Below are 20,030 nucleotides of genomic sequence, written 5' to 3' on the forward strand. Positions count from 1 at the left end.
AAATGAGCATCGGCGGCATGACACCCGCCATGAAACTGAAAACAGCCGCATGAATTCTACGGCTGAGCCCCATTAAAAATGGGGGGATTACCATGTCATCGATCCGATCGTTGAGCGCTGTAACGCCGGTGATGCGGTTTTGTGCCATTGCAGGTGCCGCAACCATCAGTGCCAATGCGGAAGCTGTGGCGAATTTCAAAAGAGTGTACATTGGGGTATCCCTTCCCAAAAAGAAGTGATCCGATCCGAGAGTGGTTCGGAAGCATTTCTGCTGAGACAGGTATAGTCCACATCAATTGGGTGGGTTAAACGAGCTTGATTGATGCTTGGTGTGATTTTTACTCGTTTGTAACTGCGGGACTCTCTACAGGTTCGAAGTTTTCCATCGTTTCCATGTCCTCCGTGACAGTTTCCTGTTCAATCTCAGCAGCTTGAACGACCTCTGCCAAAGTTGCGCGCGCGGCATCCGCAATGTCGCTAGGCAGATCATTTCGCCAAACGACCCAAGAGGGATACGGAAAGCGTGGCGCGTCTGCCACAAGGTGTAGTTTTCCTTCGTCTATATAACGCTTCGCAGACCGCGCAGGCAGGAAGGCAGCGGCTTTCCTGTTGACGATGTATTCGGCTGCCAAGGCTCCCAGTGCCATCGACCGGCCCGAATCCGTCAGGTGTGGGAGCGCGGTCGTCAGCGCATGGGTGAATTCGGGACCCCAGTCAATTGAGACGAAGTCTCGCTTCAGATCAAGCGTCGCCCCCGGATACGATGCAACAAGGATAAGTTCGTCATCCAAGGCGTGCTCCACTGTCAGACCAGGTCTAAGTTGCGGAGTGTATAGCAGAGCTGCCTGCACGACTCCTTCTACCAGATAACGCGTGATCCTGTCTGTCATGCCCAGTTCAGCATGCACACTGAGTTCGGGCATCCTGATCTGCAACGCATCGAGCCAACGAAACCCCAGCCGTGGCCACAAGGAGTACTGAGCACCGATGGATATTGCGCGGCTGTACCCTTCGGGAATTGCGATTTGTTGCCGCGCTTCTTCCCATAACTTCAAAAGGCTTAAGGCATAGCGTTCAAACTGCTTACCCTCAGAAGTCAGGACTGCACCTGCCTTTGATCGAATGAAAAGAGGGTGTCCCAGACTGTCTTCCAGCCGCTGTATACGCAAACTGACGGCCGACTGAGTGACAAATAGGCGATCACATGCCGCCACAAACGATCCGGTGTTTGCAACTTCAATGAATGTTTTGATAAGTGTAATATCCATGGGTTATCCATAAGAAATTCGCGCTTCAATCACAATTATTATTCATTTGAGTGTGATTGACCTTGGTAAGATATGGAAGGTGCGTGCCCCTTGTTCGTGCGCCGGTTACACCTTTGCATGCGCAGGCCGCGGCATCGCACATATAGAAGTAATGAATCGCAGTGACATCCAAACGCCCCTTATCATGCCGCCAGATTGTGCTCGCAATCTGTATCAGCCTTTCGGGGATGCAGGCCTGCACTGTTGTTCAAGTTGCAGAGAACGCAGTCGATGCAACTGTCTTCGTCGGGAAAACGGCCGTCAAGGGAACTGTAGGTGCGGGGAAGCTGGCGGTTAAGGGCACCAAGCTCGCGATTGGGGCATCCAGAGCACCAATGACCTGCATAGATGATGACGGGGGCTCTTATGTTGCGCCCAAGGGTCCTGACGGTTTCTATTTCTGCCCGACCTGACGCCGAACAACACGGCGGTTGTCCATATGAAGAGGTGAATCTCATGCTGATACGGTGGTACATGAGATAAACTCGCCTCAACTATAATTCCTATTCGTTTTTCTGCTCTCAACTTTCTCATTATAAAGATTTCAACAAAGACGAACCGAAGCAGTTTTTACGACTGTTTCATACGGCATGAAGGGCGTCGCGCCTGAAGCCTTATCTCGCGTTCGTCTTTGACCTTGAAACCGAGCGACGCAAACAAAGTGAGTAAGACCATGTTTAATGCAAAGAAAATGATGATCATCGCAATGGCTGGCGCAATGGTAACAGTGTCAGCCTGCTCAACAGAGCAAGTAGCCAACAACACCGGTGCCACAGCTGGGTTCGTCGCTAAAACCGCTGTCAAAGGCACCGTTGGCGCAGGCAAGCTGGCCGTGAAGGGTGTTAAAAAGGTAGCTGGTTCCGAATAACGAAGCCTTCTGACAGGCCTGCCAACTGTTGCGGCACGATCATTCGCGCCGCTTTTTTTTAGGATAATTTTCTTGATCAGCGTTGAGAACTATCACCAACGCGCCCACGAAATGATGAGCTCGACAGAACGCGAAAGTTATTTACTGTAACCCTTCCGACTGCCCCTATACCGCTTGACGCTTGACGCTTGACGCTTGCTCTGGTGAGGGAACTGCAGACCATTCCGCCGATGCGACCGTAGTCGAGGGTGAAGCAGCGGTTAGCGCACTTAGTTACAAATGAGATTAACAGTCCTTTTCGAATAGCAGACCTCCTTGCCGCCAGAAATCTGCATGAATAACGAATGGCTACTTTGAGGACGCCGCACCGCTGCTTTAAAAGCCAGCGCACAGGTTTCCGGGTCTTGCTCTGAAGATCCGACACGCGTTCTTTGATTTGGCCTGACGCCACCTTTATCTTCACCAGTATGCGGCCGCGCAGCTTGCTGTCGATTCATCATGCAATGCCGCGCTGCATCCGGGGCCGGTTTGGAGCCCTTATTCCCTAATTTCTGCTATGCAGCCAATGTCTGCTATCATGGTAGAGGCCAAAGCTGAAAATCCCAAAAATTGGAGGCGTGGTGGTTTCCCCTTCTGAGACGTGAGCCCCCTTAGGTCTGGTTCAGCATCTTCCGATATTTCGACACAAACAGATCCTTGCCTTTCATAAGACGTGTTATCGTATCTCCGGCGGTGAACATAACGAGATAGGAATTCCCTTTCCGAGGCCCCAAGGGGACTAAGAAAGGCGCTTTGCTCCACGGTTTGTATTTGGCAGTATCCTCGCTCTTTTTTCCGTTGATCAGCGACGTCAGCATCTTCTCCAACCAAGGCGTCTGGCGGCTGACAGCGACGATTGTCATCGCATCTCCGGCCTCTGCCACATCTCCGGCGGCAAAGACATTCGGCAGGTCAGATGGGCGCAGCCACGGGTCCGTTTGGACCCTATTGGCAGCACCTTTGGTGATGCCGGGCAGCGTCTCAAGAATGCTCGATGCGGCACGAGACCCGATGACGGGGAAGATCAGATCGGCGGCAATTCTGTCACCGTTACTCAGTTGAAGTTCCCCGGCATACGGCTCTGTCATGCTCTCAAGGTTTTCGGCACGCGCACCAAAGATCATCGACACGCCAGGATCACTAAGTTTACCTTGCAGACCTTTCCCAAGTTTTGATGGCATGGTTGGAAACAGTGACGGTTCTGACGAAATCAACGTAACCTTTTTGCCTGGCATGAAATGCGCGATTTCGCCTGCCAATTCTGTCCCGACCGCACCTGCGCCAACAATGGCGACGCTTTGCGCGGCTTGCAGCATTGCATGGATGCGTGCGCTGCCCGCGCGGAACGCTTCGATGCTATCGGTTGCAGGTTTGAACGGCATCGCATTGTCAGAGCCTGTCGCGACAACAATGAAATCGCCAAGCACGTCTGTGCCGTCCTCGAGTGTGACGCCTGTGGCACTTATACTTTTGGCACGTGCGCGCAGGACCTGACCGGTCTTGAGCAAATCGTCATAGGGGATCAACGCTCGATCCAGAACCTGCGGGTCGACAACCGCGCGGATCATCGCAGGGGCATGGACAAAATGGCTGCGAGGTTCAATCAGCGTCACGTCAGCTTTGCCGTTCAAGGCCTTTGCCAGTTGCAGGCCAACATAGCCCCCACCCACGATAATAATGCGTTTTTTCATGCGCGATGTCCTAGTGTCTGAAGTGATTGCAATTTCATGTCCTTGGCCGCATGTAGACGATGGAGAAATAAAAACAATAGACCTTTGTCCATGGTTTGGGGTTTAGTGATGCGTATTGGCGAACTTGCACAGAAATCTGGCGTTAGCCGAGACACCATCCGGTTCTACGAACGCAACGGTCTCATCACCTCAACCGTCGGTGACAGTGAGACGAATAGTTACCGCAACTACAAAGACGATTGCCTTGTCTGGCTGAAATTTTTCGCAGGTGCACGAGCAGCAGGTATGTCAGTCGCTGACCTGCGCTCAATTGTGGAGGCCACCGCAGAGAGTTGCGACCGCGACCTCGCACGCGCCGTTATCCAACGCAAAATCGAAGAGCTGAAAGAGCGGGCAGACCAGATTGGAAATGTGGTCCGGTTTCTCGAAAACGCGCTGTCTGGACCAAAGTGAACAACCCAGTGCGTCAATGAGCATCTGCAGCGAGCGTCTATACTGCGCGCGGCGCACTTTATGCTGAACTTTTGGCCTGAATGAAGCGGCCGTTAGGCGAGAGTTCTCCAATGCCGGCAAAGTCAGCCTCGCCGTCATTAAGCCGTACGTTGGTTTCGCGGGCACGGCAATTGGCCAGTCTTACGGGCCGCACCGCGGCATCTGGATCAGAGGTCAGACGGCGGGTTTGGGTCGGATGTGCTCACGCCCACAGTACACGACGGACATGGTTCAGCGACCTATCTAATGGCCGCATCGAGCCATCGTGATTAACGCTGCGTTGCGCAGGTGTCCCTGGTTTGGCGGTCTCTGATAACGGGGGTATTTGATGGCAGAGAACCCCGTCACAGGTTGAGCGATCTCTTTGCTTTGTATCTCAGGGGGCACCCAGACGTTCGCGGTATCGGATGGGCGGAACCCCCATCGATTTGCGAAATTCGCGGCGAAAGGTCTCTGCCGAGCCGAAGCCGCAGCTTTCCCATACATCCGAAAGCGGAATAGAACTGTTTTCCAACAACTCCGCCGCGCGCGACACCCTTTCCAACTTTAACCAGTTCAACGGGGTTGTCCCGGCTTCCTCATGAAAACGCCGAGCCAGTGTGCGCCCACTAGTGGCGGCGAAACTGGCCATACGGTCTATCGGCCATTCTTCGTCGATTGATGCACGGATATGATCCTGAAGAGCCGCCAAGCCAGATCCGATGCGGGGCTTTGGTTCTGGGCGGGGCACGAACTGGCGCTGGCCACCATCGCGCTGCGCAGGCAGAACCAAACGGCGCGCCACCGAAGCAGCTACCTGCGCGCCAAAATCCTGCCGTATAATATGGAGCCCTAAATCCAGCCCTGCGGCCGATCCGGCAGAGGTAAAGACACGCTCGCCCTCGACAAACAGAACGTCGGGATCGACGGTGATCTCGGGATAATCTTCAGCAAGCTTATCGGTATAGCGCCAGTGCGTTGTCGCGGATTTGCCGTTCAACAGCCCTGCAGCCGCCAATACAAATACCCCCGAGCAGATAGATGCAACGCGCGCGCCACGCCCGTAAGCTGCACGCAGGGCGTCGCATAGGTCTTCTGGAACAGGCGTATCAGCGCCGCGCCATCCCGGAACAATGATCAGGCTGGCATCCCGCAATAGGCCAAGGTCGTCTTCCGCGTCCAACGTAATACCACCCACCGCGCGAATTGGGCCAGGCTCGGCCTTTACGGTGGCAAACTTGTACCAATTGTCGAATTCGGGGCGTGGCAGGGCGAAAAGTTCGACGGCGATGCCAAACTCGAATGTGCACAACCCGTCATAGGCAATAGCGCAAACAAGCGGGTGCTTTTGGGGAAGTGAGCTAAATTTTGTCATATTGGCAGAATCCGACCGAACATTGTCCATTCCGACAGTATCGCGTTTTCCTCAACGATGGCAAGTCTGTGTCATCACATTGAAAAGGAGATATGACGATGACAATCCAAGCTGACCTTCTCGCCGCAATCGAAACCTATTTCGACGCGATCCATAATTGCGACACCGCCAAGTTGAACGCAGTTTTCCATCCGCAATCCAGTTTGTTCGACGCCGACAACGGCACCGTCTTTGTTGAGCCAATCGACAGTTTCAGCCGTGACGTCGCAGGCCGTGTTTCACCCGCAAGCGTTGACCAGCCGCGCGAGGCCGAGGTCCTGATGGTCGATTTTCTGTCCCCGATCAGTGCCACCGTCAAAATCCGGATTCGCGCGCATCACTCTGTGTTCGTTGATCACCTTGGCTTTGTACACGGCGCTGAAGGTTGGCAGATCGTGTCCAAGATCTGGCACTTGGAAAGGACCATCGACGCGAACGAAAAACCGCAAAGCGTAGCGGCCTGAGCAAAACCTCACCCCCCCCTTTCACAACAAACCGAAAGAAATGTTATGACAAAGATGAATGCTGTCGGATGGTTCGACATTTACGTAGACGATCTGGATCGGGCCGTGGCTTTTTATGAAGCAATGCTCGGGTCTAAACTTGAACCAATGGGTGATCCCACTGGTGAAACGCAAATGATGAGCTTTCCAGCCGAAATGAATGCCTATGGCGCGGGCGGTGCCCTGACCAAAGCCCCGCACTCTGGTCCGGGTGTTGGCGGGACAATCGTGTACTTCATGGTTCAGGATTGTGCAGTGCAACAAGAGCGTGCGTCGAAAGCTGGTGGCTCGGTCATCAGGCCAAAATTCGCTATCGGCGATTTCGGCTGGGTTCTTCTGTGCAAGGACACCGAAGGAAACATGATCGGCTTCAATTCGATGGAGTAGCCTTCCTATTTGCAAAACCATAGCGGGCGGCCGAATGTGCAAACAAATGGCTGTTGTATAATAGCTGTAATTCGAGCGCTCAAAGCGAACGGTCACTCGGTCCCGCCATCCAGCATGTCAAAATACTTCGCTAGCGGGTCAATGTCTGCTTGGGGAAATCTGCGATGCAGCGCCGGTCGTTATAGCCAAGGCCAGCTATGGTCCGTCGGCGGGGCGCTTCAGGTGCCCGCGTGACAAGATGCCATGTTGCAGGTGCTGGTTCCTGAGAGCGCGAGTGAACATTCCAAGCGCACCATAATGCCCTACGCGCTTCCCAACAAATCTCGCGTGATGCGTTCAAAGATTGAACTGCCAATTGGGATCAAGTCATCGGGGAAATCGTAGTCCGGGTTGTGAAGGGCCGCATAATCTTCGCCCGGCCCCAGGCACAACATCGCGGCTTTTGCGTTCCATCCAAATACACCGAAGTCTTCTGATGCACGCATTGGCACGCTCTCTTCCCCATATGAGACACCGATCGCATCCATCGCCTTTACTGCGACCGTATAGGCCTCGGCATCATTTACGGACGCCGCGAAGTGGTCGTGGACTTCAAAGCCCACACTCAACCCGAATTCTTTTGCCACGGACGCGGCAAGGTCGCGCGCTGCACCTTCCAGACTTTCTATGCTGGCATCCGCTGCTGTGCGCAAAGTAGCAAAAACCTCGGCTTCGCCGGGGGCAATTCCAAAAGTTGGCTCGCCGATATTGGCATGAGTGATTGTCACCAATCGAAAATCGTCGTTGCGTGGCCCACCATCGCCATAACCAAGCGCATCAAGTGCCGGGATGAGTTTGGCGACAGCCAATGCCGGAGAGACCCCGTCCTGCGGGTCGGCAGCATGGGCGGTTTTTCCGCTCAGCGTAATCTTCAGACCCAGAGACGCGCAATTCATCAGCCCAACGCGGGTCGCAACAAATCCAAATGGGCTTCCCGGTTCAACGTGGATCGCAAAGGCCCAATCTGGCTTGAGATCTTCGAAGGCCGGATCTGCGACAACCGCTTTCGCACCGCTTCCATCTTCTTCCGCAGGCTGAAACATCAAGATGACACGCCCTTTTGCGACTGGCTTGCGCGAGATCATTCGCCCCAAGGCAAGCAGCATTGTCATGTGGCCATCATGTCCGCAGACGTGGCTCTTGCCCGGAATCTCGGAAGGCCACTCGATTGAGCTGTTGCGTTCTTCAATCGGCAGGGCATCAAGCTCAGCGCGAAACAGGACCGTCGGGCCGTCTTGGCCGCTATCAAAGACCGCAGCCACACCATGCCCGCCCAATCCAGTTACAATCCGTGAGGGCGACATCGGTTTCAGCGCTGCCACTATGGAATTTGCGGTTTCGGATTCTTCGCCAGAGATTTCAGGGCGGCGGTGAAGCGCACGGCGAAAGTTTGTAAGTTCAACAAAATCACTATTTGTCAGCATGTTTGTAGGTACTTTCAAATTTCCGCTTTGTCGCAGTTTAATGAATGACTGAATGGATAACCATTCGGTTTATAGACACCAGATCGCTTGGTATAGGGGTTCTAACAGTCGAAAATTTTGGCAAAATGATAAGTCAGCTTTGCCCCGCATTGCCGATATCGAACGGGTCAAAATGCTGTGCAACTGTTCTCTATCTGCGGCCGTAAATTCAAGGGCGTATTTCGGTCCCGTCGGGTTCATGGTTCCCTCCGAGGTCGGCGTTGCCGCCTCGTGATGGCGTCGGGGAACTGGTGCGTCAAAAAGGTCCGTTGCGCTACTGCCCTCGGGCAGGATCGTGCCCGCATCATCTACAATTCAAACGGCACATTGCGCTTGGGCGACATCGATTCCAACGTAACGTTTCATGGTCGTTCTCCTTTCGCTTTGGGTGTTCCTGCATCGACAATAGCGATGTTTGAAACCTCACAAGCCGGATCCGCCGTAGATACGCCATGTCTGCTTCGGGGCAGCTGCAGCGCAGCGTCGGCCCAGTACGCGCACGGCAGCTATGGGTTGTGAGCGAAGTGGGCCCGTTGCTTCAGCCATAGCCATGAATGTGATGTCCGAAATGGATATACCATCCAGCAGCTGCAAGTCACCCACCTTGGCAACACCTCGTCGCCACACTTATCATTCATGGGCAACTATAAGAGCTTTCGGAAAGCCGCCAGACGCATTAGGCAGCACTATCTTCGCTGTTCTGAGGTAAATCATGGCGCAAAAAGCTACCATCTATAAAGTTGAACTTTCCGTCTCCGACATGGACCGCCACTATTATGAATCGCACAAACTAACTGTTGCGAAGCATCCCTCCGAGACGGATGAACGGCTTATGGTGCGTGTTCTGGCCTTTGCTCTGAATGCCCATGAGCATTTGGAGATGGCCAAAGGTCTTTCAACTGACGATGAGCCAGATATTTGGCAGAAAAGCCTGGGTGGCGAGTTGGAGTTGTGGGTCGCGTTGGGGCTTCCGAGCGAGAAGGTTGTGCGTCAATCCTGTGGTAAAGCCAGCAAGGTGATCGTCTATAGTTACGGCGGCAGAACCGCAGAGGTGTGGTGGGAAAAGATCAAAAACAGCACCATCCGTTTTGATAACCTTCAAGTTATAAATCTTTCGGAGAAGGAAACCGGTGATCTTGGTGAGCTGGCGGGTCGCTCAATGAAGCTGCAAGTAAATATTCAGGATGGCGAGGTCATGATCAGTTCTGATGACAACATCGTTTACGTGACGCCGATTGAATGGAAAAGTGCTGTGTAGGTGTCACATCCCGGACGGTAGTATGGCCGCTTTTTGAACAGCTCCGGCTCGATTTCATGCCAGTCCTTCATCGCTTGCAAGGGCGTCTCGCTGCCCAAGGCTGATTGGCGAAGCTGCTGGTTGTAAAGCCGAACATAGCGGTGCAACGCAGGCCAAATAACCGATCCGTGAACTATTTTCCGTTATCCGTGCAAATGGTCCGAATGCGCAGTGGGCACGCCCGCGCCAGATCCCGCAGAAAACGCCGTGCATTGGCCGCTGTCTTGCTGTTGTAGATGAGAATGAACACCCCGCGGGTGGCGCGATCAATCGCAACAAACAGATAACGGCGAGAGGTTGATCGGCCATCTGCGGCAAATATTTCACGTCGATATGAAGGTATTCAGGCTCGTAGGCTCTAAAACCGCTGGGCTTGGGACGCGCTGTCTTGGTCCTCAGATCGCGCAAATTACCCACGCTATGACGGCGCAGGCAGCGGTTTTGAAAAGATTGCATTGGCGAGCCTTGCTGCACAGTCGGATAGCGACTTCAAATTGATCATTCTCTCTTCGGCAGATTTGCCGGACGTACACAAAAAATATCTCACCGAAGTCAGCTCGGATATACCGGGTAGTAGGGCGCATGTGATCTTTCGAGAGCCCAACATGGCAGGAAATTGCTTCCGGAGTTACTTGCGCGATGAATTGAACGATATGCCGTACACGGCGCAGGCCGTTCTTGATGACGATGATGCTGTGTCCATAGATTTTGTCGACGAGATGCAGCGTGAAGCCTCTATGCTGAAGGCGCTGTTTCGCACCAAAGATCACTACACTTTTCTATCGCAGGCCCAAGGGCTTGCGGCAGTGTTTGAGGAGGGGGCTTGCTCACCGCTACACCGATGCGTTCCGTTCAACACACAAGGCCTGGTGCTAGCCGCACGGACGCGTACGCGGCGGAACGCGTTTTTCACGGCGCATAAGAAATTGCATCGGAACCATCCAAGTCGCGCCATTTACGGGCACAAACCGCATTACATTCGGGCCGTCCATGATTTGAATGACAGACGGGAAATGTTCGGCGAAGACCACGTAACCGACAATGATCTGCCCGCCCTGATTGAGTGTTTTCCGCTGCTGAGGTCACTTTTTCAGGATTATGACCTGAAGCGAACCGTCGCTATTTTCGATCGGTTTAGCGGCGCCAATGTTACGTTTGCGCTTTTCCACCGAAAAACTGGAAGATGGTTGATCGGACAGACCTACACCGAACAGAAGGTGCTGCCTTCCTCGAACTCCTGCTTTATCGTCTCCAATTCGGAAATTTCGTAGAATTAGGCCCTTGCGACGGTTTCGCTGTATCGGATCGTTCTCGACGTCAGTGCAAAACACAATCCTGCGGTTGTCTTACCACGTATGCGTCAGTTGCACGCCCTTGGCCTGAATAGGCCAGCCAATGGTGAGGCGCTTATTGGTTCGGGGCACTTCCGGCGTTATTGTCCAAGAACTTCTCGCTCGCATGGATCGTACTCAGAGCAAACCTTTAGACATCAGAAGACAAGATGTGCGTAGGTGAGTTCGTCGGTGTCCAGAGGTCCCGAGGCGTCCACGATGCGCACGTAAATGTTCTGGCTTGTGTCATTGAGCACGATAAGTTCCCGCTCGTCTGTTTTTCCACCGCGGAATTAAACGTCGAAGTCATCCAGGCTTGTGATGCTTCAGGCTGAGAGATCAGTAGTGTTTTGCGACAATGAAAGGTCTTTCATCCGGTCAGTTTGACCACGATTTGCGGCGATAATGTCGATGTCGCGGCCAAGGATATAGGAGGCGACGTTGCGGCAGTCCTTGAAGGCGCGGTGTCGAGTGCTAGGTGGTCCGTTCAAAGGACGTTGATGCAGTCACTTTGACAACCGCGGCCGCAGCCCTGTTCGGCGCAAATTACAAGAAAAGGAACGATGCTATGATAAAATTCGAACTGAATGGCAAAGAGGTGTCTGTGGACGCTGATCCGGATACACCGCTGCTTTGGGCGATCCGCGACGAGATTGGCCTGACAGGCACAAAGTTCGGGTGTGGCATTGGCGCTTGCGGGGCCTGCACAGTGCATATCGACGGCACCGCGACGCGGTCTTGCGTCACGTATTTGTCTGATGTCGAAGGCGTCAAGGTGACAACCATTGAAGGCCTCGATGAAAACGGCAATCACCCTGTCCAAGAAGCGTGGCGCAATCTTCGGGTGCCGCAGTGCGGGTACTGTCAGTCGGGCCAGATCATGCAGGCCGCCTCGTTTCTGAAAGACACACCGAACCCAACCGATGAAGACATCGACGCAGTGATGACAGGCAACCTTTGCCGGTGCATGACGTATTCCCGCATTCGCCAAGCAGTGCGAAACGCGGCCACAGAAATGGGAGCTTCCGACAATGGCTAATCTTATGTCCCGCCTTACAGGCTCCGACACACAATCACCGATGACCCGCCGCGGGTTTCTTATTGGCATGACAGCAACCGGGGTTGCTTTTGGTTTCCCTCAGGCGTCCAGCGCCGCGATGAACCCCGCAGCAGCGGATGGCATGCCGGTCATGCCGAATGGCCAGACCTTCGAGCCTTCGATCTGGTACTGGATCGACGCAGACGGTCAGGTCAACGTCAACATTATCCGTGCCGAGATGGGTCAGCACGTCGGCACAGCGATCGCTCGCATTCTTGCTGACGAGCTGGAAGTAGCTTGGGAGAATGTTCACATCACCCATGTGGACACGGATGAGAAGTGGGGCCTGATGGTCACCGGCGGCAGCTGGTCCATTTGGCAAAGCTGGCCGGTTTACCGTCAGGCGGGGGCCGCGGGCCGCACCGCACTGATCGAAGCCGCAGCCGCAAAGTTTGGCGTTGATGCATCAACATTGACCGCCCGCGATGGCCTGATCACCGATGGCACGCAGAGCATCAGCTACGGCGACCTCGTGGCGGATGGGCTAGACCGCACATTTACGCAGGACGAACTGGCTGCCTTACCATTGAAACCGCATACAGATTTGCGTCTGGTGGGGCAGGACGTGCACCCGCTTGATGTGGATGCCAAAACCACGGGTCAGGCGATCTATGGCCTTGATGCCAAAGTCGATGGCATGGTCTACGGCGTGCCGATGATGCCGCCGACGCGCTATGGTTCCAAGGTGAATTCCGTCGACGATAGCGGCGCGAAAGGCATCAAAGGGTATGTCGAAACCGTGGTGCTTGATGATCCGTCGGGCACTGTGCCGGGTTGGGTTGTTGTGCTTGGTAAATCGCTCTACGCCGCGCAGTCAGCCGCATTTGAGATCAGCGTTGACTGGACCGCAGGCGAGACTGCGAATGTGTCGGAGGATGACATTCAGGCGCGTGGGCGCGAACTCATCAACGGCGATGCCGGTTCGATCTTGCACACGGAACAGCCCGAGACTGCTGCCGTTTTCGATGCGGCCGCCGACACGCTGGAAGCCGAATACACAACCCAGTCGGTCCTGCACTTCCAGATGGAGCCGGTGAACGCCACCGTTTTCCAGAATGCCGATGGCATCTGGGAAACACACTCTGGCAACCAATGGCAATCGCTGATTTTGCCGACGCTGGCCGTGGCACTGGAAGTGCCCGCAGATAAGATTGTGATGCGCAGCTACATGCTTGGCGGAGGCTTTGGCCGTCGTCTGAATGGCGATTACATCGTGCCCGCAGCCCTCGCGTCAAAGGCAGTTGGCAAACCGGTCAAGTTGGTCTTCTCGCGGGAGCAGGATTCCCAGTTCGACAGCATCCGCTCGCCTTCCGTGCAAAAACTGCGGATGGCCTTTGACGGCGCGCAGGCGGTGACCGGTATGGAACACCATGCCGTCGCTGGTTGGCCGACGAAAGTGATGGCACCCGGCTTTATGCCAAAAGGTGTCAACGACGAGCCGTATGACCCTTTCGCCATTGATGGGGCTGACCACTGGTATTCCGTTGGGGCGCACCTTGTGCGGCCAATCTCCAACGATCTGGCAGAGCAGACCTTCCGCCCCGGTTGGCTGCGGTCCGTTGGGCCAGGGTGGACGAACTTTGCCCTCGAGAGCTTCATGGACGAAGCCGCGCACAAAGTCGGCGCTGATCCACTGCAATTCCGCCTCGACCACCTGACGGCCGAAGGCATGAATGCAGGCTCTGCGCCCAACGCGGTAGGCGGCGCATCGCGCCAAGCGGCAGTCTTGCAACGTGTGGCCGAGATGTCCGGCTACGGTAATACCGATCTGCCGGATGGCACATCCATGGGCATTGCCACAACCTTTGGCCAATCGCGCACTATGCCGACCTGGACCGCTGCTGCTGTCCAACTGGCGGTGGATAGTGAGACCGGCGACGTTAACGTTGAGAAAATGTGGCTGGCCTTTGACTGTGGCACTGTCGTTGATCCCGACGGGGCACGTGCGCAATGCGAAGGTGCAGCACTTTGGGGGCTATCCATGGCCCTGCATGAGGGCACGCGCATCGAAGACGGCAATGTTGTGGACCTCAATCTCGGGGCCTATACGCCGTTGCGCCTTGAGAACGTCCCAGAGGTCGAGATCGAGTTCGTGGAGAGCGCGGAAGTTCCGGTCGGGCTTGGGGAGCCGGGCACCACTGTAATCGCTCCGGCAATCGCCAACGCGATCTTCAACGCAACTGGCGCACGTCTGCGCCATCTGCCAATCACAAGCGAAGCTGTCTTGTCGGCGATGAAGTCGTAATCCAATCTTGCGGGCGCATCCCCTTGCGCCCGCAAACCGCATCGAACCTGCTGCATCGCCATATTAGCGCCGATGCACCAAACCAGAAGCGAGCAGGCGACATTCGCCGTGCTCGGACAGCCTTTGAAACGCGAGGTCGGTTGCGCGGTGCGCAACAGGGCGTGGCAACGAACGCTGAAAATGCGGCAACCCGCCGAGGCCCCGCAACAGCCAGCGATAGGCTATTCCAGAATGTCAGAGAACCCATGCGGACCCGCCAGAAAGTCCAGAAAACTTCTGACCTTTGCAGGTAAGTAACTACGATCAGCGTATATGGCCTGAATATGCAATTTCGGCCAAGCAACCGAAGGCAGCACTGGCTCAAGTCGGCCGCCTAGTACATCGTCTTGCGCTGCCCAGTTCGGAAGTATGGCGAAACCCATGCCAGCGACAGCCGCTTGGTGAAGGATGCTTTCGTTAGAGCTGGTCAAGATTGGCCGAAGCTTGATATCGATCCCCGCTTCGCCGCCGAATTTGATGCGCCCGTCCGCTGCGACCTGTGAATATGCAAGCATCGGTGCGTTGTTCAGGTCCTCGGGGGTCCGGGGCCGTCCAAAGTGATCCAGAAAAGTGGGGGCGGCCACCAGTTGAAACGTGACCTCTGCCAGTTTGCGGGCGATCAGCCCATCGTCCAATTTGAACGCAACACGCAGCGCCAGATCCACACCTTCCTCTACCATGTTGATCTTGCGGCCACTCAGATCAATGTCAAAGGCCACATGCGGGTGTTGCTGATGATAGGCGGTCAACATCTTCGCGAAGGCCGGATTGGACATCCACACAGGCATCGACAGTCTAAGCGTGCCACGCGGTGAAAGCCTGTCTGTCGTCAGCTGCGCCTCGGCTTCGGCCAGTCCGTCCAGCAGGGGGCGGATCGTTTGTAAATACTGCGCGCCCGCCTCGGTCAGGCTCACGTTTCTGCTGTTACGATTAAGCAGACGCGCACCCACGCGGGCCTCGACATGTTTGACGTGTTTGCTGGTCATCGCGGGGGAGATGTTCAGGCGTTCTGCTACGGCTGAAAAGTTCTTGTGCTCTGAGACTTCGGCAAAAACACGCAGGCTTAGAAGTGTATCCATCATCAACTCACAGTAAACGGTGACTTCCTAAATAGCCCAATGATGCCACCAAGAGAACCTTATATTCACGGTCCTATCATCAAACGCTGCAACAGCAGCTTTAAGAAAGATAGCGACATGACAACTTTTGATACAAATCCAGCAATTGCCAGCAAGGGTTGGAACATCGGCCTTTGGCTCGCCCAAGTTATCTTGGCTGCGATGTTCATAATGGCAGGCACGACAAAGCTGATGTCGGGGTCGGCTGAATTGGTGGCGATGGGCATGGGCTGGGCCGAGAACGCGCCCTTCTTGTTGATCAAATTCATTGGCATCGCCGAGGTCGCAGGCGCGCTTGGTCTGATTTTGCCAGCCGCAACCCGCATCATGCCCGATCTGACAAGGCTGGCCGCCGCTGGCCTGTGTGTCGTTATGGTTCTGGCCGCTGGTGTTCACATTTTCCGTGGTGAATTCGAAGTCGTCCCGGTCAACGCCGTTTTGTTTGCACTGGCCGCTCTGGTGGTGTGGGGCCGCGCGCGCAAGGCGCCAATCGCTCCCCGCGTCTAATCCATAGAGCCCGCGCTCCGGTTCCTCCCGCCGGAGCGCGCTTTTCCACGAAGGGCTGGTTTTATGCAGACTGTTTCCCCCCCTAACGACACGCGCCATGCGACGCCGACTGACCGTCTGTGCTGGAGCATTGTCGAGCTGCAGGTCACCGACCTGGAACGTGCGGTTATATTCTGGACGACTGCCTTGGGACTTGTCGAGCGTGACAGCCAGTCACCCGGCACCGCACTTGGCACGAAAGACAGAACCTTGATTATTCTGCATGCTGGCGCCGAAACGCCTGTCGCGGCGCCCTACACGGGTATGTATCATGTCGCGATTGGCGTCGGCAGTCAGGTCGAGTTTTCGCGGATTCTCACCCGCCTGATCCACTTGAATGTGCAGGTCGCTCCAACGGATCACCTGATGGCAAAGTCGCTTTATATCCAAGACCCTGATGGTCTGGAAATAGAGATCACCTATGAAACGCCGGATCGGTTTTCCCATTTTGGCGACCTGGCCCAAGGGCTAAGACTGTATGATGTTGACGGCAACGCGCACAGTGGTCGCGGACCATTGGATCCTAGCGCGGAACGTGTTTTTGCCGCAGGCCAAGACCCGATGGCCCCACTGGCCAATGACAGCTACATTGCGCATTTGCACTTCAAGGTGGCCGCACTTGAACCTGCGTTGGATTGGTTCGAGACTTTGGGGTTTGAACGCCACCTCACGCTGAACGATTGGGGCTTTGCCGATATGAGGGCGGGCCAACCCGATACGCACCGTTTGGCGATGAATGTCTGGGCTGGCCCACATCAGCAGCCGCGCCCCGAAAACATGGCTGGCTTGGTGCATTATGAGCTGATCTCCCACGCAGATGTCTCTGCATCACCCCACCTGCATGAAGACGCAGACGCCCTGCGCGGGATCGATCCCGCAGGGGTCGCCGTTACAGTGCGCACCAGCAAATAGGAGCCTGAAATGTCCCCCGTACCTACCTCCTACCAGCCCGCGCAGATTGTTTTGCACTGGGTCATTTTTGCGGCCATCTGGGCGCAATGGCTGTTCAATCCTCCTTTATGGCGGCTCTGGCCGCACGGGAACTATAGTGATGGAGCAGGCCCTGACCGCAGGGCACAGCGTGCGTGCCTTGGTCCGCGACCCGTTTGCAATATCGCAGACCCACGCCAATCTGACGCTTATCAAGGGAACACCTGAAAACGGCGATGACGTGGTCAAGGCAATGCAGGGCTGCAACGCGGTGATCAGCACGCTGAACAATGCGCGGGCGTCGGATTCACCCTTTGCCAAGCCCATGAACCGCGACAATCTGCTGCAAGACATCACCGATCTCACCACCGCCACGATGCACGATCAAGGCCAGCGCCGCATCGTGACACTAGGGGCCGCGGGGGGGGGCGAAAGCTATGACACCGCGCCGTTCTTGATGCAGAAGCTGATCGCGTGGTCCAATTTGGGCCATGCCTATCGCGATCACGCAATGGTCAAGAGCGCGCTGGCCGCGTCTGGCCTCGATTGGACAGTCGGCCGCGCCATGATGTTGGGCAAAAAGGGACGGAACGGCGCCGGTGATTGAAAGCTATGTGGTGAACGGCGCCAGTCCCCCCAAACCCGCGATGCAAATCTCACGTGCCTCCGTGGCGCAGTGGCTGATTGATGCACTGGACCGCACAGACCTTTACGGTAAGACGCCGATGATCTCGCAGAGATGACCTTTATCCGCCGCGACGGGGTAGGGTGGTTGGATCGGATCACGCTGAGTAGGAAAAGGCCGTGGCATACTCTGACGCGATTTTGTGACCTTACCAGCCCCTATCTCACGCCGCTCATAGTTGCGTCCCTTGGGTAGGGCGGCAAACCACACAGGGTTAGCAGAAATCAATCCAAGTCCTTTGGTCGGGTGTTTCGCTTTTACGCTGTTACAATGGCAAAGACCTACAAATCCTTGACCAACCGCAGGGCGTCATAAATTGCAGCATGTGTGTTCCGCGCCGAGACAGCATCCCCGATGCGGAACAGCTGAAAGCGTCCGTTTCCATTGCGCTGCAACGTCTGTGGTGTGCCTTCGATCAACGCATCATGATCCACCGCACCCCCGTTCGAGCTGAGCGGTTTCAGGTCGAAGTAAAGCGCATCCAGCGGCAAGGTGCCGTAGTTCACCACGACCTGATCATAGTCTTTCTGCTTTGTCATGTCGCTGTAATCCGTGCCGATTGTAGCGCAGAGCGCATTGCCGTTGCGCGCTACGTCAAGCAACCTGTGCGTGACCGTGAATGTCACATCCTTGTCTTGCAGCGTGCGCATATAGGGCACCAGATTCATCGCCATAACGCCCGGTGCAAAAGTGCGGTCAGGGGTCATCACTTCGACCGTGGCACCCGCAGCCGCCGCGATATCGGCGGCCTGCAACCCCGCGTGATCGCCCGCCTCATCGTAAATCAGAATGTTTTGTGCGGGCTTCACATCCCCTGCAATTATATCCCACGAGGTCACTACATGGGCCGCATCCTTGCCGCTCTCAAATAGTTCTGTGTTTGGCATGCCGCCTGTGGCGATGATGACAACATCGGGGTTCAAGGCGGTCACGTCATCAACCTCGGCCCATGTGTTGAAATGAAATGCCACATCCCGTGCGGCGCATTGCGCCATCCGCCACTCGATGATCGAAATCATCTCGCGGCGGCGCGGGCTTTGTGCTGTCAGGCGCACTTGGCCACCGGGGTCTGGCTGGGCCTCGAACACGGTGACGCCGTGGCCGCGTTCGGCTGCGACCCGCGCCGCCTCCAGCCCGGCAGGACCCGCGCCGACGACCACAACTTTGCGTTTTGTCGCGGCGGGTTTGATCGTATGCGGCATGGTCAATTCACGCCCCGTGGCCGCGTTGTGAATGCACAGCGCGTCGCCTGCCTCATAGATGCGGTCAAGGCAGTAGGTCGCGCCAACACAGGGGCGGATATCATCCTCGCGCCCTTCCATGATCTTTTTGACAATATGCGGGTCGGCCATATGGGCGCGGGTCATGCCCACCATATCAAGCAGGCCTGCCTCAACCGCGTGTCGTGCGGTGGCGACATCGGGAATCTTCGCCGCGTGGAACGTAGGCATGCCGGTCAGTTTCTTGACGTGCCCCGCAAAGTCCAGATGCGGCGCGTTCTTCATGCCCTGGATCGGAATCAGATCGGTCATGGCGGGATCCGTGTGGATGCGCCCCCGCACCACATTGAGAAAATCAAGCTGGCCCGTGTCGGCAAGCGTCTTGGAAATTTTCAGCCCGTCCTCGGCAGTGATCCCGCCCTTTTGCGCCTCGTCCGCCGTATAGCGGAACCCGACGATAAATTCATCGCCCACACGTTTGCGGATCTCGGCCAGTACATCCAGCGGAAACCGCATCCGGTTTTCCAAAGTGTCCGCACCGTATGGCCCCACCAGATCATTGGTCAGGGGCGACCAGAATTGATCCAGAAGGTGGCCGTAGACCTGCAACTCAATGCCATCCATGCCGCCTGCTTTCATCCGCTCGGCGGCGTCGGCGAAGTCCGAGATGATACGCTCGATGTCCCAATCCTCGATCAGCTTGGGAAAGGCGCGGTGGGCTGGCTCGCGGTGTTTGCTAGATGAGACAGAGGGCAACCAATTGCCCTTGTTCCACGTCGTGCGCCGCCCCAAATGCGTCAACTGGATCATCACGGCGCAGCCATGCTCATGGCAGCCATCGGTGAGGTTCTGGATCCACGGCACGACCTCGTCCCGATAGGCGAGGATGTTGTTGAAAACGGGCGGGCTGTCCTTTGACACTGCCGCCGATCCCGCCGTCATCGCCAGCGCAACGCCCGCTTTTGCACGCTCTTCATGATAGGCGCGATAGCGGTCTTTGGGCATCCCGTCTTCAGGGTAGGCGGGTTCATGACTGGTCGTCATGATGCGGTTTTTCAATGTGAGATGTTTCAACTGATAGGGTTGCAGCAGCGGGTCTTTGGTCATTTGATATTCTCCCATTCAGAATTGCGCCTTGGACTTCGATGCGTCCTGACACATGTGTCAGGAGTGATGCTTGCGAAAATTGACACACCTGTCAAGTCTTCTGTGCCGCGGCTATGGCGCTACCGCCTTCCCGCCAGCGCGGTTGCAACGACCGATGGCTTGATGTCGCTGATCAGAATTTGGTGTCTGATGGTATTAATGGGGACAGTTCTGCGGTCAGACCACGATCTA

Annotated in this window: 18 protein-coding genes and 2 pseudogenes; 12 read left to right on the forward strand and 8 right to left on the reverse strand. The window is 55.7% G+C overall.

Annotation, left to right across the window (positions count from 1 at the left end; genetic code table 11):
- A pseudogene (locus ABMC88_RS04100) lies at positions 1–211 on the reverse strand (hypothetical protein); the annotation flags it as partial.
- Positions 212–338: 127 nt separating this feature from the next.
- Positions 339–1,268 (reverse strand): LysR family transcriptional regulator, encoded by a 930-nt coding sequence (locus tag ABMC88_RS04105; protein WP_349575574.1) that lies wholly within the window; start codon positions 1,266–1,268, stop codon positions 339–341.
- A 712-nt stretch (positions 1,269–1,980) separates the two neighbouring features.
- Here ABMC88_RS04105 and ABMC88_RS04110 point away from each other — a divergent pair.
- Complete coding sequence (locus tag ABMC88_RS04110) at positions 1,981–2,175, forward strand: hypothetical protein (RefSeq protein ID WP_349575575.1); 195 nt, start codon at positions 1,981–1,983, stop codon at positions 2,173–2,175.
- Between the two features lie 650 nt (positions 2,176–2,825).
- Here the strand turns inward: ABMC88_RS04110 and ABMC88_RS04115 are convergent.
- Positions 2,826–3,983, reverse strand: coding sequence for an NAD(P)/FAD-dependent oxidoreductase (locus ABMC88_RS04115; RefSeq protein ID WP_349576126.1), 1,158 nt, complete (start codon positions 3,981–3,983; stop codon positions 2,826–2,828).
- A gap of 30 nt (positions 3,984–4,013) precedes the next feature.
- Here ABMC88_RS04115 and ABMC88_RS04120 point away from each other — a divergent pair, with 30 nt between their 5' ends.
- Positions 4,014–4,358 carry a MerR family transcriptional regulator gene (locus ABMC88_RS04120; RefSeq protein WP_349575576.1) on the forward strand — a complete coding sequence of 115 codons (345 nt, stop codon included), beginning with the start codon at positions 4,014–4,016 and terminating at the stop codon, positions 4,356–4,358.
- Positions 4,359–4,773: 415 nt separating this feature from the next.
- On the opposite strand, the gene ftrA is transcribed toward ABMC88_RS04120, so the two are convergent.
- The gene (gene ftrA / locus ABMC88_RS04125; protein ID WP_349575577.1) at positions 4,774–5,751 is read right to left on the reverse strand and encodes a transcriptional regulator FtrA; all 978 of its coding nucleotides are present in this window, start codon (positions 5,749–5,751) and stop codon (positions 4,774–4,776) included.
- A gap of 98 nt (positions 5,752–5,849) precedes the next feature.
- Here ftrA and ABMC88_RS04130 point away from each other — a divergent pair, with 98 nt between their 5' ends.
- Both ABMC88_RS04130 and ABMC88_RS04135 read left to right on the forward strand, forming a co-directional pair.
- Entirely contained in the window at positions 5,850–6,254 is a 405-nt protein-coding gene (locus ABMC88_RS04130) for a nuclear transport factor 2 family protein (RefSeq protein WP_349575578.1), read from the forward strand.
- Between the two features lie 45 nt (positions 6,255–6,299).
- Positions 6,300–6,680 carry a VOC family protein gene (locus ABMC88_RS04135; protein WP_349575579.1) on the forward strand — a complete coding sequence of 127 codons (381 nt, stop codon included), beginning with the start codon at positions 6,300–6,302 and terminating at the stop codon, positions 6,678–6,680.
- Between the two features lie 302 nt (positions 6,681–6,982).
- Here the strand turns inward: ABMC88_RS04135 and ABMC88_RS04140 are convergent, their stop codons facing one another.
- On the reverse strand, positions 6,983–8,143 hold the full coding sequence (locus tag ABMC88_RS04140) for an amidohydrolase (RefSeq protein WP_349575580.1): 1,161 nt from the start codon (positions 8,141–8,143) through the stop codon (positions 6,983–6,985).
- 751 nt (positions 8,144–8,894) lie between these two features.
- On the opposite strand from ABMC88_RS04140, the gene ABMC88_RS04145 reads away from it, so the two are divergent.
- Positions 8,895–9,440: a YaeQ family protein gene (locus ABMC88_RS04145; protein WP_349575581.1), complete on the forward strand. Its 546-nt coding sequence runs from the start codon at positions 8,895–8,897 to the stop codon at positions 9,438–9,440.
- Here ABMC88_RS04145 and ABMC88_RS04150 read toward each other — a convergent pair.
- A pseudogene (locus ABMC88_RS04150) lies at positions 9,404–9,920 on the reverse strand (DDE-type integrase/transposase/recombinase); the annotation flags it as partial. The gene ABMC88_RS04145 and the pseudogene ABMC88_RS04150 overlap by 37 nt on opposite strands.
- A gap of 53 nt (positions 9,921–9,973) precedes the next feature.
- Between ABMC88_RS04150 and ABMC88_RS04155 the strand changes: the two are divergent.
- The 3 genes from ABMC88_RS04155 to ABMC88_RS04165 all read left to right on the forward strand — a co-directional run bounded on the left by ABMC88_RS04155 (position 9,974) and on the right by ABMC88_RS04165 (position 14,154).
- Positions 9,974–10,750: a glycosyltransferase gene (locus tag ABMC88_RS04155; protein ID WP_349575582.1), complete on the forward strand. Its 777-nt coding sequence runs from the start codon at positions 9,974–9,976 to the stop codon at positions 10,748–10,750.
- A gap of 628 nt (positions 10,751–11,378) precedes the next feature.
- Positions 11,379–11,849, forward strand: a complete 471-nt coding sequence (locus tag ABMC88_RS04160; protein WP_349575583.1) for a (2Fe-2S)-binding protein — start codon at positions 11,379–11,381, stop codon at positions 11,847–11,849.
- A gap of 4 nt (positions 11,850–11,853) precedes the next feature.
- A complete protein-coding gene (locus ABMC88_RS04165) occupies positions 11,854–14,154 on the forward strand; it encodes a xanthine dehydrogenase family protein molybdopterin-binding subunit (RefSeq protein ID WP_349575584.1) in 2,301 nt (766 codons plus the stop codon).
- Positions 14,155–14,375: 221 nt separating this feature from the next.
- Here ABMC88_RS04165 and ABMC88_RS04170 read toward each other — a convergent pair whose 3' ends face one another.
- Positions 14,376–15,275: a LysR family transcriptional regulator gene (locus ABMC88_RS04170; protein WP_349575585.1), complete on the reverse strand. Its 900-nt coding sequence runs from the start codon at positions 15,273–15,275 to the stop codon at positions 14,376–14,378.
- A gap of 114 nt (positions 15,276–15,389) precedes the next feature.
- Between ABMC88_RS04170 and ABMC88_RS04175 the strand changes: the two genes are divergently transcribed.
- The 4 genes from ABMC88_RS04175 (at position 15,390) to ABMC88_RS04190 (ending at position 17,530) form a co-directional block, all read left to right on the forward strand.
- Entirely contained in the window at positions 15,390–15,818 is a 429-nt protein-coding gene (locus tag ABMC88_RS04175; RefSeq protein ID WP_349575586.1) for a DoxX family protein, read from the forward strand.
- 63 nt (positions 15,819–15,881) lie between these two features.
- Positions 15,882–16,769, forward strand: coding sequence for a VOC family protein (locus tag ABMC88_RS04180; protein WP_349575587.1), 888 nt, complete (start codon positions 15,882–15,884; stop codon positions 16,767–16,769).
- Positions 16,699–17,394 (forward strand): NAD(P)-dependent oxidoreductase, encoded by a 696-nt coding sequence (locus ABMC88_RS04185; protein WP_349575588.1) that lies wholly within the window; start codon positions 16,699–16,701, stop codon positions 17,392–17,394. The genes ABMC88_RS04180 and ABMC88_RS04185 overlap by 71 nt, the downstream gene beginning before the upstream one ends.
- A complete protein-coding gene (locus ABMC88_RS04190; RefSeq protein ID WP_349575589.1) occupies positions 17,387–17,530 on the forward strand; it encodes a hypothetical protein in 144 nt (47 codons plus the stop codon). The genes ABMC88_RS04185 and ABMC88_RS04190 overlap by 8 nt, the downstream gene beginning before the upstream one ends.
- 223 nt (positions 17,531–17,753) lie before the next feature.
- Here the strand turns inward: ABMC88_RS04190 and ABMC88_RS04195 are convergent, their stop codons facing one another.
- Positions 17,754–19,799, reverse strand: a complete 2,046-nt coding sequence (locus tag ABMC88_RS04195) for an oxidoreductase (RefSeq protein WP_349576127.1) — start codon at positions 19,797–19,799, stop codon at positions 17,754–17,756.
- Between the last annotated feature and the right edge of the window lie 231 nt (positions 19,800–20,030).

The sequence above is a fragment of the Sulfitobacter aquimarinus genome, assembly GCF_040149565.1.
Taxonomy (GTDB): domain Bacteria; phylum Pseudomonadota; class Alphaproteobacteria; order Rhodobacterales; family Rhodobacteraceae; genus Sulfitobacter; species Sulfitobacter aquimarinus.